This window comes from Flavobacterium sp. CFS9, assembly GCF_041154745.1.
GTDB lineage: Bacteria > Bacteroidota > Bacteroidia > Flavobacteriales > Flavobacteriaceae > Flavobacterium.
In genome coordinates, this window is sequence record NZ_AP031573.1 from 2011538 (window position 1) to 2027736 (window position 16199).

At 36.5% G+C, this 16199-nt stretch carries 12 protein-coding genes and 3 tRNA genes; 8 read left to right on the forward strand and 7 right to left on the reverse strand.

The genetic code is table 11. The features are described from left to right. Positions 1–59 precede the first annotated feature (59 nt). Complete coding sequence (locus ACAM30_RS08880; RefSeq protein ID WP_369618161.1) at positions 60–1958, forward strand: amidophosphoribosyltransferase; 1899 nt, start codon at positions 60–62, stop codon at positions 1956–1958. 617 nt (positions 1959–2575) lie between these two features. Continuing rightward, positions 2576–2920, forward strand: a complete 345-nt coding sequence (locus ACAM30_RS08885; RefSeq protein ID WP_369618162.1) for a hypothetical protein — start codon at positions 2576–2578, stop codon at positions 2918–2920. Positions 2921–3013: 93 nt separating this feature from the next. Here the strand turns inward: ACAM30_RS08885 and ACAM30_RS08890 are convergent, their stop codons facing one another. The 4 genes from ACAM30_RS08890 to ACAM30_RS08905 form a co-directional block, all read right to left on the reverse strand. Beyond that, the gene (locus tag ACAM30_RS08890; RefSeq protein WP_369618163.1) at positions 3014–3622 is read right to left on the reverse strand and encodes a superoxide dismutase; all 609 of its coding nucleotides are present in this window, start codon (positions 3620–3622) and stop codon (positions 3014–3016) included. A gap of 138 nt (positions 3623–3760) precedes the next feature. Further along, a complete protein-coding gene (gene pth / locus ACAM30_RS08895) occupies positions 3761–4387 on the reverse strand; it encodes an aminoacyl-tRNA hydrolase (RefSeq protein ID WP_369618164.1) in 627 nt (208 codons plus the stop codon). Positions 4388–4645: 258 nt separating this feature from the next. After that, on the reverse strand, positions 4646–5257 hold the full coding sequence (locus ACAM30_RS08900) for a 50S ribosomal protein L25/general stress protein Ctc (RefSeq protein ID WP_369618165.1): 612 nt from the start codon (positions 5255–5257) through the stop codon (positions 4646–4648). Between the two features lie 123 nt (positions 5258–5380). Next, positions 5381–6322: a ribose-phosphate pyrophosphokinase gene (locus ACAM30_RS08905; protein WP_369618166.1), complete on the reverse strand. Its 942-nt coding sequence runs from the start codon at positions 6320–6322 to the stop codon at positions 5381–5383. Between the two features lie 228 nt (positions 6323–6550). On the opposite strand from ACAM30_RS08905, the gene ACAM30_RS08910 reads away from it, so the two are divergent. Together ACAM30_RS08910 and ACAM30_RS08915 are read left to right on the forward strand one after the other, a co-directional pair. Next, positions 6551–6630 (forward strand) — tRNA-Leu (locus ACAM30_RS08910). A gap of 442 nt (positions 6631–7072) precedes the next feature. Further along, positions 7073–7501 carry an SRPBCC domain-containing protein gene (locus tag ACAM30_RS08915; RefSeq protein ID WP_369618167.1) on the forward strand — a complete coding sequence of 143 codons (429 nt, stop codon included), beginning with the start codon at positions 7073–7075 and terminating at the stop codon, positions 7499–7501. A 73-nt stretch (positions 7502–7574) separates the two neighbouring features. Here the strand turns inward: ACAM30_RS08915 and ACAM30_RS08920 are convergent. The 3 genes from ACAM30_RS08920 to rseP form a co-directional block, all read right to left on the reverse strand. Further along, positions 7575–7648 (reverse strand) — tRNA-Asn (locus tag ACAM30_RS08920). Between the two features lie 36 nt (positions 7649–7684). Further along, positions 7685–7758, reverse strand: a tRNA-Asn gene (locus ACAM30_RS08925). A gap of 86 nt (positions 7759–7844) precedes the next feature. After that, the gene (gene rseP / locus ACAM30_RS08930; RefSeq protein WP_369618168.1) at positions 7845–9185 is read right to left on the reverse strand and encodes an RIP metalloprotease RseP; all 1341 of its coding nucleotides are present in this window, start codon (positions 9183–9185) and stop codon (positions 7845–7847) included. Positions 9186–9384: 199 nt separating this feature from the next. On the opposite strand from rseP, the gene ACAM30_RS08935 reads away from it, so the two are divergent. From ACAM30_RS08935 to ACAM30_RS08950, 4 genes are all read left to right on the forward strand, one after another. Then, positions 9385–10455: an NADH:flavin oxidoreductase/NADH oxidase gene (locus ACAM30_RS08935; protein WP_369618169.1), complete on the forward strand. Its 1071-nt coding sequence runs from the start codon at positions 9385–9387 to the stop codon at positions 10453–10455. Positions 10456–10581: 126 nt separating this feature from the next. After that, on the forward strand, positions 10582–11622 hold the full coding sequence (locus tag ACAM30_RS08940) for a Gfo/Idh/MocA family oxidoreductase (RefSeq protein ID WP_369618170.1): 1041 nt from the start codon (positions 10582–10584) through the stop codon (positions 11620–11622). Positions 11623–11888: 266 nt separating this feature from the next. After that, positions 11889–13106 (forward strand): MFS transporter, encoded by a 1218-nt coding sequence (locus ACAM30_RS08945; RefSeq protein ID WP_369618171.1) that lies wholly within the window; start codon positions 11889–11891, stop codon positions 13104–13106. Between the two features lie 238 nt (positions 13107–13344). Continuing rightward, the gene (locus tag ACAM30_RS08950; RefSeq protein ID WP_369618172.1) at positions 13345–16182 is read left to right on the forward strand and encodes a carboxypeptidase-like regulatory domain-containing protein; all 2838 of its coding nucleotides are present in this window, start codon (positions 13345–13347) and stop codon (positions 16180–16182) included. The last annotated feature ends 17 nt before the right edge of the window (positions 16183–16199 follow it).

Consider the following 16199-nt stretch of genomic DNA (forward strand, 5'->3'; position numbering starts at 1 on the left):
GGGGCTTTTTTTATTACGTTTATACACACAACTTACAACAACACAAAATACACAACACAATGAGCGACGCTTTAAAACACGAATGTGGTATAGCTTTGGTTAGACTTCTTAAACCGCTTGAATATTACAAAGAAAAATACGGAACAGCTTTTTACGGGATACAGAAAATGTACCTGATGATGGAAAAGCAGCACAACCGTGGACAGGACGGAGCCGGTTTTGCCAGCATTAAATTAGATGTGGCTCCCGGTGAACGTTATATCAGCAGAGTTCGTTCCAATCATTCACAGCCCATTCAGGATGTTTTCAAGCAAATCAATGAGCGTATTAATGAAGAGATGAGTTCTCATCCGGAATATGCAGAGGATGTTGCCAAACAAAAAGCAAATATACCTTATATAGGAGAATTGTTTCTGGGACATGTTCGCTACGGAACTTTTGGAAAGAATAGTATTGAAAGTGTACATCCATTCCTGCGCCAAAGCAACTGGATGCACCGTAATCTAATTTTGGCAGGTAACTTCAACATGACCAATGTTAAGGAGCTTTTTGAGAACTTAGTAGAATTAGGCCAGCATCCAAAAGAAATGGCGGATACTGTTACTGTAATGGAGAAAATTGGACACTTCTTAGACAAAGAGGTGATGCAGCTTTATCAGGATTGCAAACTCGAAGGGTATTCTAAGAGAGAGGCTTCTCCGGTAATTGCAGAGCGATTGGATATTGCAAAAATTTTAACCCGCTCTGCTAAAAACTTAGATGGAGGATATGCAATGGCCGGATTATTAGGCCATGGTGATGCTTTTGTTTTTAGAGATCCTGCAGGAATTCGTCCGGCATATTACTATCAGGATGATGAAGTAGTAGTTGTAGCTTCTGAAAGACCGGTTATTCAAACCGTATTTAATGTCCCTTTTGAAAGTGTACAGGAAATTGAACCCGGAAATGCTTTGATTATTAAGAAAAGCGGAAAAGTTTCTATGAATCAAATCTTAGAGCCAACTGTTAAAAAAGCATGTTCATTCGAAAGAATCTATTTCTCAAGAGGAAGTGATGCTGAAATTTATCAGGAGCGTAAAAATTTAGGAAAATTAATTTTGCCTGCTGTTCTGGAGTCAATTGACAGTGATACAGATAATACGGTATTCTCTTATATTCCGAATACTGCAGAAACCTCATTTTACGGTTTAGTTGAAGCTGCTCAGGATTTTTTAAATCAAAGAAAAAACAATTATATTTTAGCCAACAGAAATACACTTACTGCTGAAACTTTACAGGAATTATTGGCTGTAAAGATTCGTACAGAGAAAGTGGCGATCAAAGATGCTAAACTAAGAACCTTTATTACAGAAGACAGTAGTCGTGATGATTTAGTGGCTCATGTTTATGATGTTACTTACGGAGTAATTAAGCCAACAGATAATCTGGTTATTATAGATGACAGTATTGTTCGTGGTACTACTTTAAAGATGAGTATCATAAAAATGATGGATCGTTTGAAGCCTAAACGTATCGTAATTGTTTCGTCGGCACCACAAATTCGTTATCCTGATTGTTACGGAATCGATATGGCGAAGCTGGAAGGTCTTGTGGCTTTTAGAGCAGCTCTGGCTTTATTGAAAGAACGAAATTTATATCATATTGTTGACGAGGTTTATGCGAAGTGTAAAGCTCAGGAGAATTATGTAGATACTGATGTTGTAAACTACGTTACGGCAATTTACGATCAGTTTACTCCTGAAGAAATTTCAGATAAAATAGCAGAGATGTTAAGTTCACCTGAAATTAACGCTGAAGTAAAAATCATTTTCCAAAAAGTAGAAGATTTGCATATTGCTTGTCCGAAAAATTTAGGAGACTGGTACTTTACAGGAGATTATCCGACTCCTGGAGGGAACCGTGTGGTTAACAGAGCATTCATGAATTTTTACGAAGGAAAAGACGCGAGAGCGTATTAATAAAATACTAACAAAAGGTTAAATTGTGCAGTTCATCGATTTTTTTTGCCGTTCGTCTTATTTGTTTGGTGAAATTGGAAAGCTACAATACTTTTGAAATACCATAACATTAGTAGGTTAAGTTTATGGTAGATTTGGGGCAAAAAGGGTGGAAGTAATTCCACCTTTTTTATTGGAATAAACTCAAGTATTTCTAAAGTAACACTTTACATTCACTTTATCGGATATATTTGCCATTCGTCTAGAAAGTTTTTTTCATTCGAATAGCTGCCATACCTTTACAGTACCATAACATTAGTAGGTTAAGTTTATGGTAGATTTGGGGCAAAAAAGGTGGAAGTGATTCCGCCTTTTTTATTGGATTAAAGTCTGGGAATTCTTCCAGGATCTTAAGCGATTTCTTCTGTTTAAAAAGGTGTAGGGTTTTAACAATTGGACAAGTACACTCTAAAATTGATTCTACTCAGAATTAAGTCAAACCATAAAACTGGTTAGTTTTCACATATTTCATTTTTTGTAATTTTTTTATTGCTGTTTCTGGGAGTATATTAGGGCTCAATTAGAAACGAAAAGCTTCTTGTGTAAATAATAAAAAGAATAAGATCAGCTCGAAAAAAATGAATCAGAAACTTAATAGATCTTCAGCGGCTGATAACACAAATTCAAATAATGTAATGTTAAAAGAAAAAAGTGTAGCCAGGCATTTACTTGTGCGAATTATAATTTTGGTCATTATTGCAGGAGGACCATTTCTGCTATTGTCACTTCTTAATTTGAGTAAAAGAAATGAGTTTGAATTTCTGTTGCTTAGTATATTTGCTCCGATGATATGGTTTGCATTTATGTTTGCTGAAACCATAGCTTTGCAAATAAAGAAAGAGGAAGAATTGCGTAATATTAATTTGATATTATTTTTTATGGCACTGCTGATCTACATGCTGGTTATATCCAGTATTATGTAAATTGAAGTGTTCAACGGAAAATTAAATGATAAAAAAAGACGAATAACCGTTGGGTCATTCGTCTTTTCTCTTTATTCTGTACTCTATTTTCGACTATTTCTCTAAAGCAAATCTTCTTGCAACTTCTGTCCAGTTGATTACGTTGAAGAAAGCTTCGATATAATCAGGTCTTCTGTTTTGGTAGTTTAGGTAATAAGCGTGCTCCCAAACGTCCATTCCTAAGATTGGAGTTCCACCACAGCCAACTTCCGGCATTAATGGATTGTCTTGATTTGGAGTTCCGCAAACGTCTAATTTTCCACCTTTTTGTACGCATAACCAAGCCCATCCTGAACCAAATTGTGTAGCACCGGCTTTAGCAAATTTTGCTTTAAATTCTTCAAAAGTTCCAAAAGAAGCTTCGATAGCAGCAAGTAAATCTCCTGTTGGTAATCCACCGCCATTTGGAGACATTACAGTCCAGAATAAGTTGTGGTTGTAAAAACCTCCACCATTGTTACGAACTGCTGCGTTTGATTTATCTAGGTTGATTAAGATGTTTTCGATAGTTTTACCTTCTAAATCTGTTCCGGCGATCGCTGCGTTAAGATTTGTAGTGTAAGCATTATGATGTTTTGAATGGTGAATTTCCATTGTACGGGCATCAATATGTGGTTCTAATGCATCATATGCATAAGGTAATTGAGGTAATTCAAAAGCCATGATATTATGATTTTATGATTTATAATTATTTATTCCAAATTTAGACATTTAACTTTGGAATAGAAAATACTATTTTGTTATTATTCTATTTGATTAATTGATGATTCGCTTTTTAGAATCTTAACTGCTTGCGGTTCTTTATTTTCCGTTGAAAGTAGTCATGGTATTTTCTAAACCGGCGGTGCCAAAAGATTTAATGATCTCTGAGGCGACTTCTAAACGTTCCGGTAATTTTGCTTTTTCTTCTTCGTCCCATTCTCCTAAAACATAATCTACCTGTTGTCCTTTTTTGAACTGATCGCTGATCCCAAATCTAAAACGGGTATATTGTTGTGTGTTTAGGATTAAATTGATGTTTTTAAGTCCGTTGTGTCCCCCGTCGCTGCCTTTTGGTTTGATTCGGATAGTTCCGAAAGAAAGGTTTAGGTCGTCAGTAATTACCAAGATGTTTTCTAATGGAATGTTTTCTTTGTCCATCCAGTACTTTACGGCTTTACCGCTCAGGTTCATATAGGTGTTTGGTTTGAGCAGAAAAAAGGTTCTTCCTTTAAATTTATATTCGGCCAAAGCGCCCAGTTTTACGGTTTCGAAAGAAAGGCTTTCTTTTTTTGCTAAAAAATCAAGTACTTTAAAGCCTATGTTGTGTCGTGTATTTACGTATTCGGCACCAATATTGCCTAATCCAACGATTAAATATTTTTTCATATAATCAGTGTTCTCTTCTTTTTGTGTTGATGAAAACAGTTTTGTCATCCATTTTATCATTTGGCAAAAGTAAGGTTAATTAGGGAATTAGAAAATGAGTCGATTGAATAATTAGGTAATTTGGGGATGGGGCGATTAGATAATTAGATAATTAGGAAATGAGATAATGTTTTAAATACAGTTTCAATAGTGGCTGTACTTCCGCCGGGGGAGCTTAGAATCTCAGAACCTTAGCGACTCAGTATCTTAGTGCCTCAGCAGCTCAAAAAAAAAGCACCAACCTTTCGATTGATGCTTTGTATTTTGAATTGAAAAAAATTATTTTTTCTTTCCTTTTGCAGGAGCTTTTGCAGCTTTTGCAGCCTCTTGAGCAGCTTTCATAGCAGCACGAGAGATTCTTACCTGACAAACTACAGTGTTGTCCGGGTGCATAATTTTGTATTCCGGAGAACCAACTTTAGTAACGTATAATTTGTTACCCATTTCAAGTGGAGTAATGTCAGCTTCAACAAAATCAGGAAGATTTTTAGGTAAAGCTTTAACTTTTAGTTTACGTTGGTTCAAACGTAAAACACCTCCCGCAAGAACACCTTTAGATGTACCAACGATTTTTACAGGAACTTCCATTGTGATTTCTTTATCATCAAATAATTGGAAGAAATCAATGTGTAAAATTCTGTCAGTCACAGGGTGAACCTGGATGTCTTGTAGAATTGCTGTAAATGATTTTCCTTTTCCAAGCTCAATCACAACTGTGTGTGCGTTTGGAGTGTAAACCAAGTTTTTGAACGCTGCAGCGTCTGCTGAGAAGTGTACTGCCTGATTTCCTCCGTATAACACGCAAGGAACCGCTCCAGCATTACGTAAGGCTTTAGTTGACACTTTGCCCACGCTTTCTCTTTCTGATCCTTTAATTGTAATCGATTTCATTGTAAAAAAAATATAGTTATTAATAAATATTCTTCATTTGCTGTAAGCTTTAGGCTGTAGGCCTTAGGCTTTTTTTGTAATTGTCAGATAGCTTACGGCTTAAAGCCTAAAGCGTATTGCTTTTTACATGATGAATTTTCCACTGATGGAATTGTTGTGGTGCACCATGTGCATAACTTCAGCAAAAAGAGGTGCACAACTCACGACTTTTATTTTCTTTGATTCTCTCTTTAAAGGAATAGAATCGGTAACGATTAACTCACTTAATTTAGAGTTTTCAATTTTTTCGTAGGCCTCACCTGATAAAATGGCGTGTGTACAAATTGCTCTAACGCTTAATGCTCCTTTTTCGATCATTAAATCTGCAGCTTTAGCTAATGTTCCGCCAGTATCGATCATGTCGTCTACTAATATTACGTTACGGCCTTTTACTTCACCAATTAGTTCCATAGTGTCGATAACGTTGGCTGCTTTTCTTTGTTTGTAACAGATTACTACATCTGATTCTAAAAACTTAGAGTAAGCATATGCTCTTTTTGAACCTCCCATATCCGGAGATGCAATAGTTAGATTTTCTAACTTTAAACTTTCTACGTACGGTAAAAAGATTGTAGATGCAAATAAATGATCTACCGGTTTTTCGAAAAACCCCTGGATCTGATCTGCGTGCAAATCCATTGTCATTACTCTTGTCGCTCCGGCAGCATCTAATAAATTAGCTACTAATTTTGCTCCAATCGGAACTCTTGGTTTGTCTTTTCTGTCTTGTCTTGCCCAACCAAAATAAGGCATGACAGCTGTAATGTGTCTTGCTGATGCACGTTTTGCTGCATCAATCATGAGTAACAATTCCATCAAATTATCAGCAGTTGGAAAAGTTGAACACACGATAAAAACACGTAATCCTCTTATTGATTCTTCATACGATGGCTGAAATTCTCCATCACTATACTTCGACATCGTTACTTTCCCTAACGGAATTCCGTACTGTTCTGCAATTTTTTCTGCAAGATAGACACTTTGTGAACAAGCAAAAATTTTAGCTTCTGGTTCTAGGTGCGACATTTAATTTGTTGTTTTGTAGTTAGTTGTGTGTGCTTCGTTTTAACGAGGTGCAAATTTAGAAAATTTATTGGACACTGAAAGGAAAAAATTAAGTATTTTTATTAGAATTTTTAAATTTATTTTTTACATTTGCACCGTGTTAAAGGAATAAGCACAGTTATGACATCATAATGAACTTATTCTATTGCGTTGAAATAATCAAATTTTGATTGTTTTTTCGTCTGCTAAGCCCGGATGGCGGAATTGGTAGACGCGCTGGTCTCAAACACCTGTGGGAAACCGTGCCGGTTCGACTCCGGCTCCGGGTACTTAAAGCCTCTTCTGTTTAGAAGGGGCTTTTTTTTTGTGTCCAAATGTAATGCTTTCTTGGGTTGGTTGTAAATGGTGTGGGTGTATGGTGTTTTTTAATCATGCGGGGTACAGGGGCTGATGTAAAGTGTTTTGGTTTGGTGGTGAAATCAGATTGACAAAAAAATCGTGTAATCTGCAAAAAAAAATCGCGAACAGTAAAGTTTATGTGACTACTGGTTTTCTTCTTAAATTTCAAATTTCTAAAGTTGGATTTGTTTTCTGTGAAAAGAAATTTTTCTCTGGTTTTAATGTTGGTCTAATGAAAAGATAAGTTGGTGCTTTTTTGAGGTGTCGGGTTTGTCGGGATTTAAAGCTGTCCAGGGAAGGGTGTGTATTTTGTTTAGGGGGTAATATAAAACTTACTAACTTTATGCGGTAAACAATAATCGGGTTATAAAAATGGAAAAAATAGAACATATCAATTATATTAAAGCGCCTGTTGCGGAAGTTTATAAGGTGTTGACGACGCAGGAAGGTCTGGCTGCTGTCTGGACAGAAGAGTTAGTTGTCGAGCCGGAAGTAGGTTTTGTAAATGAGTTTGGTTTCGGGGATGAGGATGTGACAAAAATGAAGGTGATAGAACTGTCTCCTGATAAAAGGATATTGTGGGAGTGTGTGGGTTCAGATCCGGAATGGATAGGAACGGGTATTTCGTTTGATTTGACGGAGAAGAATAGTGTGACGGCAGTTGTTCTGAAGCATTTTGACTGGCGAGAGCTGACGGAGTTTTATCGTTGGTGTAATTACAACTGGGCGATGTTTCTTTTGAGTCTTAAAAGTTATTGTGAAGAGGGTGAGGGTACGCCTTATCAAAAGCGAAAGTTTTAGATTGTGATTCGGATATTGAATGAAATAAAAGAATAAAAAAAACCACTTACGTTTGTAAGTGGTTTTTAGTAAGCTCCCCCTCTTGGGCTCGAACCAAGGACCCTCTGATTAACAGTCAGATGCTCTAACCAACTGAGCTAAGGAGGAATCACCTTAAAGGTAAATATGTTTGCTAAAAAGTTGCTCCCCCTCTTGGGCTCGAACCAAGGACCCTCTGATTAACAGTCAGATGCTCTAACCAACTGAGCTAAGGAGGAAGTTGCTGTTCTTTTTAGCGAGTGCAAATATAAGACGTTTTTTAGTTTCTCAAAAATATTTTTGCACTTTTTATTGATTTTTTTTTCTATTTCACAATTGCCTTATAAATGTCGTTCCCATTAGCAAATAAAAGCAGTGCTATAAGTAAAACGAAACCAACCATTTGGGCATTTTCAAGGAATTTATCGCTCGGTTTTCTGCCACTGATTATTTCGTATAATAAAAACATTACATGACCACCATCAAGAGCAGGAATTGGCAATAAATTCATTACTCCAAGCATAATTGATAATAAAGCAGTGATCGACCAGAAGGTTTCCCAGCTCCAGCTACTTGGAAAAATGTTGAAAATAGCCGCAAAACCACCCACTTGTTTGTAAGCTTTCGTTTCAGGATTGAAAATCATTTTAAGCTGTTTTCCGTAACCTACTAATTGATCTTTACCTTTTGTAAGTCCAACCGGAATTGATTCTAAGAAAGTGTAGTTTTTGGTACTCACTTTATAGTATCCTAATTTTTCTAAGGATTCGATATTTAAACCACCAACGCCAACACCCAATTTTCCGGCTGCCGATACTTTAACGGTAACGGGTACTTTTTTCAGATCACGTAAAACAACTGCAGGAATCGTTTTGCCTTTGTTTTCTACTAAAATAGATTTTACCTGATCGTAATATCTTGCATCCTGACCATTAAGACTAACAATTAAATCTTTTGGTTTTAAGGCTGTATTTCCGGATTCTTCTGTAATGCTTGCTACGGCAAAAGGAATTCTCATATCTACAAGTGGAGCTTTTTCCTGCTTTGACAACTGATCTACAAAGTCAGTTGGCATTTTGATCGTTTGTTGCTGTCCATTTCTTTCGATTAGGACTTCTTTAGCCATGATAATTTTCATGTTGATATCATTATCGAAATTTTCGATTTTTTGTCCGTCAACAGCCAGGAATTTATCTCCGGTTTTAAACCCTGCTTTTAGCATTACAGGATGTTCAACCAAAACACCATCTTTCAGATCTGCATTGGCTACATAGGTATCACCATAAGCAAATGCCATTCCAATATAAATAATAAAGGCCAGGATAAAGTTTACCGTAACACCGCCCAGCATAATAATTAAACGCTGCCATGCCGGTTTAGAACGGAATTCCCAAGGTTGCGGAGGCAAAGCCATTTGTTCTTTGTCCATGCTTTCGTCGATCATTCCCGAGATCTTTACATAACCTCCAAGTGGTAACCAACCGATTCCGTATTCAGTTTCGCCAATTTTCTTTTTTAATAGAGAATATTTAACATCAAAAAATAAGTAGAATTTTTCGACTCTGGTTTTAAATAATTTAGCGGGAATAAAATGCCCTAATTCATGAAGAATAATAAGTAAAGATAAACTCAATAGAAATTGAGAGAGTTTGATAACTATATCCATTTTGTATTTTTAGTTCGTATTTAACGCACAAAAGTAACGTTTCTATTTTAATTTGATAGTGCAATATAATACATAAGGTTTTAAATGTTTGTTAATTAATAAACATTTGGATTTTTACTTTTAAGCAGATACCGTAACTTTACTTTTTTAGAGTACCGTCATAGCCAACAGGCGGTTCAGAACAATTAAAAGTTACGATATGACCTCATTATTATTTACTCCCTTAACCATAAAAAAGATCACTTTAAAAAACAGAATTGTTATCTCGCCTATGTGTCAGTATTCGGCCGTTGATGGATTTGCAAACGATTGGCATTTGGTTCATCTGGGCAGTCGTGCCAGTGGCGGGGTAGGTTTAATCATTCAGGAAGCCACAGCAGTTTCTCCTGAGGCAAGAATTTCTCCTTCCGATTTAGGTTTGTGGAAAGACGAACATATTGAAAAATTAAAAACAATCAACCAATTTATTGTTTCTCAAAATGCTATACCCGGGATTCAATTGGCACATGCCGGACGAAAAGCAAGTGTCTCTGTTCCTTGGGAGGGTAATAAAAAATTAGATATTGGACAAGGTGGATGGCAGACTGTTTCGGCAAGTGCGATTCCGTATCATGATGCTGAGCCTTTTCTTCCGGAAGCATTAGATAAAAAAGGCATTCAAAAAGTAATTTCAGATTTTAAAGCCGCAACAAAAAGAGCTGTTAAAGCAGGTTTTCAGGTTATGGAAATTCATGGAGCACACGGCTATTTGCTGCATCAGTTTTTATCGCCTTTAACAAACGTCAGAAATGATGAATATGGTGGAAGTTTCGAAAACAGAATTCGCCTTACCTTAGAAATTGTTGAAGCCGTACAATCAGAGTGGCCGTCTGATTTGCCTTTGTTCGTTCGAATTTCGGCTACTGATTGGGCAGAAGGAGGATGGGATCCGGAAGAATCCGTAAAACTTTCCATAATCTTAAAAGAGAAAGGGGTGGATTTAATTGATACTTCGTCAGGCGGATTAGTTTCGCATCAGCAAATTCCTTTGCAGCCCAACTATCAGGTTCCTTTCGCTGCCAAAATTAAAAAAGAAGCTTCTATTTTAACGGGGGCGGTCGGTTTAATAACAGAAGCTAAACAAGCCGAAGAAATTTTGAAGAACGGTCAGGCCGATGTGATTTTATTCGCCAGAGAATCGCTCAGAAATCCGAATTTGCCTTTAGATTTTGCTAAAGAATTAAATGACGATATTCAGTGGCCAAAACAATACGAAAGAGCGAAACTTTAATATTTTATTGCCACAAATTCACGAATTTATACAAATCGTTTGTGTTTAAAAACTTAACATAATTCGTGAATTACTTCGTCCGTTCGCTATTGCTCGGGTCGTGACTAATAAATTAAAACAAAACCAATGCAAAAAATAAAAACAGCACTACTATCATACGGAATGTCGGGGAAGGTGTTCCATGCTCCATTTTTAAATATACACCCGGGGTTTGAGTTATTAGGGGCCTGGGAAAGAAGTAAAAAACTCATTCAGGAAGATTATCCGGCGGTAAAAAGTTATGCTTCGCTCGAGGATTTATTGGCTGATGATGTCGATTTGGTGATCGTAAATACGCCAGTGGGAACGCATTATGAATATGCGAAACAAGTGCTTTTAAGTGGTAAACATGCCGTAGTCGAAAAAGCGTTTACCACGACAGTAGCCGAAGCTCAGGAACTGGCTGCAATAGCAAAAGAAAAAGGATTAAAATTAGCCGTTTTTCAAAACAGAAGATGGGACAGTGATTTCAAAACAGTTCAAAAAATAATTAATGACGGAGTTTTAGGCGATCTGGTTGAAGCCGAGTTTCATTTTGACAGATACAATCCGTTATTAAGTCCTAAAGCACATAAAGAAACTTTAAATGATGGTGCAGGAATCCTGAAAGATTTGGGGCCGCATTTAATCGATCAGGCCGTTTGTTTGTTCGGTTCTCCAAATGCAGTTTTTGGAGATATTCGTTATACCAGAGCAGCTACTTTGGTGGATGACTGGATCGATTTACTGCTGATTTACGAAAATTTCAGAGTCCGTTTAAAAGCCGGTTTTTTTGTGAGAGAAGCCAATCCCGCTTATGCGATTCACGGTAAAAAAGGATCATTTTTAAAACCTCGTGGAGACGTTCAGGAAGATGATTTAAAATTAGGTAAAAAACCAAATCTGGAATTCTGGGGAACAGAATCAGAAACCTTACAAGGGCTTTTACACACTGAAATTAAGGGAGAAGTAATCAGGGAAAAAATCCCAACGCTTCAGGGGAATTATTTTTCCTTTTTTGATGGAGTTTATGAGGCTATTGTAAAGGATGAAAAAGAACCGGTTACAGCACAGGACGGAGTAAAAGTAATGCAGATTATCGAAGCAGCAATCGCAAGCAATGCACAGAAAAAAGTAATTAACTTGTAGTGAAGCTGCCCACAGATTTGACGAATAAAACAGACTGTCACAGATTTTTTATTTTTTAAACTTTGAAAAAAAAGAATCATAACCTATAAAGTAAAACAATTAGAATTAGTAAACGACAAAAAACCTTTGCCCCTTTGCCCCTCAGTACCTTTGCTTCTCAAAAATTTATAAACATACAACGTTGTAAATGGAGTAACAGTTAGGTTTTATAGGCCATAAAGCAGCTTTTTAGTACTTTTATAGAGTTAAATTCAAAACGCATTATTTTGATCGACTTCAATCCATTAGCATTATTCCAAACCAAAGGAAAAATTAAGAAAGCTTACAGAGAAGCTAAAATCTCCTATTTGAACCGAATTCGTTTTGCAGTTGGGATGTTTTATTTTGGAATGGGTTTAAGTTTTGCGACCTGGGCAAGCAGGATTCCTGACATTAAAACAGCATTGCATTTAACCGAAGGTGATCTTGGTTCTATTCTTTTTGCTTTGCCGATGGGGCAATTATTAATTATGCCATTTTCAGGTAAGATGGTTACAAAATTTGGCAGTCATCGAATTTTGATTCTTTCTTTAATCATGTATGTTTTGTGTCTGACTAATTTAGGTTTGGCTACTTCAGCCTTACAATTGTCATTAGGATTATTTTTGTTCGGATTGTTTGGAAATCTGGCTAATATTGCAGTCAATACACAAGGTGTTTATACGGAAGTTCTTTTTAAAAAAACAATCATGTCGTCTTTTCACGGCATGTGGAGTTTTGCCGGATTTACCGGAGCTTTAGTAGGGTTGGGAATGCTGGCTTTAAAGTTAAGTCCTCTTCATCACTTCCTGATCGTGGCAGGAATTGTATTAATAATGATTGCTTTTAACTTTAAGTTTTTAATTAAAGCCAAAGAAAAAATCAAAGCTAAGAGCGAGAAAAAGAAACTATTTGTAAAACCGGACAGCACTTTAATCTGGCTTGGAGTGATTGGATTTTGCAGCATGGCAAGCGAAGGCGTAATGTTTGACTGGAGCGGAGTATACTTTAAAGATATCGTAAAAGCACCTGGCCCGTTGGTGATTTTAGGATACACCTCCTTTATGATTATGATGGCAAGCGGACGTTTTCTGGGAGATGGTCTGATCAATAAATTTGGACGTGAACGCGTCATGCAAATTAGCGGAGTGATGATTTCTGCCGGACTTTTTACAGCCGTTTTTCTTCCTTATCTGATACCTTGTACTATCGCTTTTATGGCAGTTGGTTTAGGAGTTGCCACTATCGTTCCTACCGTTTATAGTCTGGCAGGGAAAAATCCGACAGTGCCACCCGGAGAAGCTTTAACTATTGTTTCGAGTGTAAGTTTTCTGGGGTTTTTAATGGGACCACCGGTTATCGGACATATAGCTGAAACTTTCGGGCTTCAGTTTTCATTCGCTTTTATTGGAATTTTCGGAGTCCTGATTGCTTTTATGGTCTCCAAAATTAGAATAGCCTCTTAGTTTGTACGTTAAAAAAAGACGAAGGGTTATTTTTGTGCCAAGTTTCATTTAGTAAGAAAATACTTCATCATTGTTTTTTGTTTATATTTGAATCCTGAAACTAAATAATGAGTATTAGCTTATTATTTTTTATCTCTCCCAAAAACCAATTTTATCTTTTGATGTAAGAGATTGGATGTTTTTGTTTTTAAAACATTCAATCCTAAAACTAAAATTATAAAAGTAAATTGGGGTTTTCATGACAAAAAAAGGAACGTTATTATTTGTTTTATTGCCTATTAGTCTTCTGTTTGCACAAGAACACACCACTTTTTCAGGAACTATAGTTGACTCAAAGACTCTAAATCCATTGGAAAATATTGTGTTAAACATTCAAAATTCTTCCATAACACAATTAACTGATGCAAAGGGAAAGTTTGAATTACACTCTGCTATAAAGGGAGACCAATTATTATGGATACACAGTCAGGGCTATAAAGATCTTCTCTTAAAAATACAATCAAACCCGGGGCAAAAGGTTGAACTGGGTATTTTACCGTTAGAATATAATTATTCAGAAGAGACACCGGCAGCACTAATCACTTTGTTAGACAGCGATTTTTCAGATGATAACAGTTCATCGGAAATGACTTCGGGTCTTTTGCAATCTTCAAGAGATGCTTTTATGCAGGCTTCAGCTTTCAATTGGGGGCAGGCCCGATTTAGGGTTCGGGGTCTGGACAGTGAAAATGGCGTAATGATGCTTAACGGTATGGTCATGAATAAAATTTACGACGGAAGACCACAATGGAGCAATTGGGGAGGCTTGAACAATGTATTGCGAAATCAGGAATTTTCAGTTGGGGCTGCCGCTTCAAATTATACTTTCGGAGGAGTTTTAGGAACCCAGCAAATAAATACACGTGCTTCATTGTACAGAAAAAACAGTCAGCTTTCTTTTTCAGGAAGCAATACGATCTACAATTGGCGGGCTATTGCGACTTATGCCTCCGGAATGAATGCTTCCGGTTGGGCTTATGTACTTTCAGCAGGAAAACGCTGGTCGGATGAAGGTTATTTTGAAGGAACAAATTTCGATGCAGAATCTTTTTTTATTAGTGTAGAAAAGAAACTGAACGATAAGCATTCATTGAACTTTACAGGATTTTATACGCCAAATTCAAGAGGAAAAAATTCAGCAAATACAAATGAAGTTATCCAATTAACCAGTGAGAAATACAATTCTTATTGGGGATTTCAAAATGGGAAAAAGAGAAATGCGAGAGTAAAAAGAGTCGAAGAACCGGTATTGATGCTAAATCATTATTACAAAATAAATGAGAAAACAAATCTGAATTCCGGTCTAATGTATCAATTCGGTCAGGTAGGAAACAGTACTATTGACTATCAAAATGCTGCGAGTCCCGATCCGGTGTATTATCAAAAACTGCCCAGTTATTATACCTCAATCTATGGAAAAGACAAAGGGGAGTTTTCAGGAGATTTCACCCCCGATTATATAAGTGCTGAAAAAGCAAAAACAAATTTTCTCGAAAACCGTCAGATCAATTGGGCTGAATTATATCGTGCCAATCAGAAACCAATTTTAAATTCTGATGGAACAATTAATGGATTTGAGCCTGCACAAAGTCACTATGTTTTATATGAAGACCGGACAGATGATAAAACTTTTGGTGCAAATTCAAACTTAAATGTACAGGTAACAGAGAATACTGCTTTTGATGGAGGAATTGCTTTTAGAAAATTAAAATCACATCAGTTTCAATATCTTTTAGATTTGCTGGGAGGGCAATATTTTGAAGACATTGATGAGTTTTATCAAGGTAATCCCGCACAGTCTGATTTACAAAACCCGAATCGTCAGGTAAAAGAAGGAGATGTTTATGGTTACAATTACAATCTTCTAGCAACTACAATTGATGCTTTCACACAGTTTAAATTCAGTTATAAAAAAATAGATTTTTATTTAGGTCAGTATTATTCGGTTTCCAATTACCAGAGAGAAGGATTGTATCAGAACGGAATTTATCCAACATCATCACTAGGAAAAAGCAAAGATGTAAATTTTGAAAATTTTGGTTTTAAAGGTGGCCTGACCTATAAAATTTCAGGAAAACAATGGATGTTTCTTAACGGAATGCATCTAAGCAGAGCACCATCCATACGAAATACATTTTTAAATTCCAGACTGAATAATTCGATAGTCGACGGAATTGAAAATGAAAGTATAAGCAGCGCAGAAGGAAACTATGTTTTTCGTTCTCCTAATTTTAAAATTCGCTCTACATTTTATTATTTATTGATTAAAAATACAACCCGAACTTCCTTTTTCTTCGCTGAAGGAATTTTTGATCAGGGTGCCGCTTACAACAATACAGATGCATTTGTTAGTCAGACTTTGACTCATCTGGATAAGAAAAATTGGGGTATGGAATTTAGTCTTGAATGGCAAATTTCGTCTACGTTAAAAGCAACTTCATCTGTGGCGTATGGTAATTATGTCTACAGCAGTAATCCTAATGTATCAATAACTAACGATGCAAATGTGGCAGAAGGCGGTACTCAGACCACTTTTGATTTTGGAAAATCATATCTTAAAAACTACAAACAGCCGGGTATGCCTCAACAAGCATATTCCATTGGATTAGAATACAGAGATCCTAAATTTTGGTGGCTGGGAGCGAATATTAATTATTTGTCTGACACTTATATTGATGTTTCGCCAATTGCTAGAACCAATCGGTTTTATGTAAACGCTGTGAATGGTCACGTCTTCCCGGAAGCGACTGAAGAACGGACAGCTGCTTTGCTCAAACAGGAAAAATTTGATCCCATTTCATTATTAAATATTGCAGGAGGGAAGTCCTGGCGTATCGCTCACAAGTATATAGGTGCTTTCTGGAGTGTTAATAATGTTCTGAATGTTATGTACAAAACTGGTGGTTTCGAACAAGCCCGAAATGCCAATTTTAGAGCTCTCAATCAGGATGTTTCCAGCGGAACACCCTCATTTGGTTCTAAATATTATTATGGATATGGAAGAACTTATTTTGTGAACCTTACCATGAGTTTGTAAAATTTTAAAACCAATTT

What these genes read in the sequence shown, in the direction of transcription:
- ACAM30_RS08890 (WP_369618163.1), bottom strand. Translation starts at nt 3,622, where the DNA reads ATGGCTTTTGAATTACCTCAATTACCTTATGCATATGATGCATTAGAA.
- ACAM30_RS08915 (WP_369618167.1), top strand. Translation starts at nt 7,073, where the DNA reads ATGGAAAAAATAGAACATATCAATTATATTAAAGCGCCTGTTGCGGAA.
- ACAM30_RS08900 (WP_369618165.1), bottom strand. Translation starts at nt 5,257, where the DNA reads ATGAAATCGATTACAATTAAAGGATCAGAAAGAGAAAGCGTGGGCAAA.
- ACAM30_RS08935 (WP_369618169.1), top strand. Translation starts at nt 9,385, where the DNA reads ATGACCTCATTATTATTTACTCCCTTAACCATAAAAAAGATCACTTTA.
- ACAM30_RS08880 (WP_369618161.1), top strand. Translation starts at nt 60, where the DNA reads ATGAGCGACGCTTTAAAACACGAATGTGGTATAGCTTTGGTTAGACTT.
- ACAM30_RS08905 (WP_369618166.1), bottom strand. Translation starts at nt 6,322, where the DNA reads ATGTCGCACCTAGAACCAGAAGCTAAAATTTTTGCTTGTTCACAAAGT.
- ACAM30_RS08885 (WP_369618162.1), top strand. Translation starts at nt 2,576, where the DNA reads ATGAATCAGAAACTTAATAGATCTTCAGCGGCTGATAACACAAATTCA.
- ACAM30_RS08950 (WP_369618172.1), top strand. Translation starts at nt 13,345, where the DNA reads ATGACAAAAAAAGGAACGTTATTATTTGTTTTATTGCCTATTAGTCTT.
- rseP (WP_369618168.1), bottom strand. Translation starts at nt 9,185, where the DNA reads ATGGATATAGTTATCAAACTCTCTCAATTTCTATTGAGTTTATCTTTA.
- pth (WP_369618164.1), bottom strand. Translation starts at nt 4,387, where the DNA reads ATGATAAAATGGATGACAAAACTGTTTTCATCAACACAAAAAGAAGAG.
- ACAM30_RS08940 (WP_369618170.1), top strand. Translation starts at nt 10,582, where the DNA reads ATGCAAAAAATAAAAACAGCACTACTATCATACGGAATGTCGGGGAAG.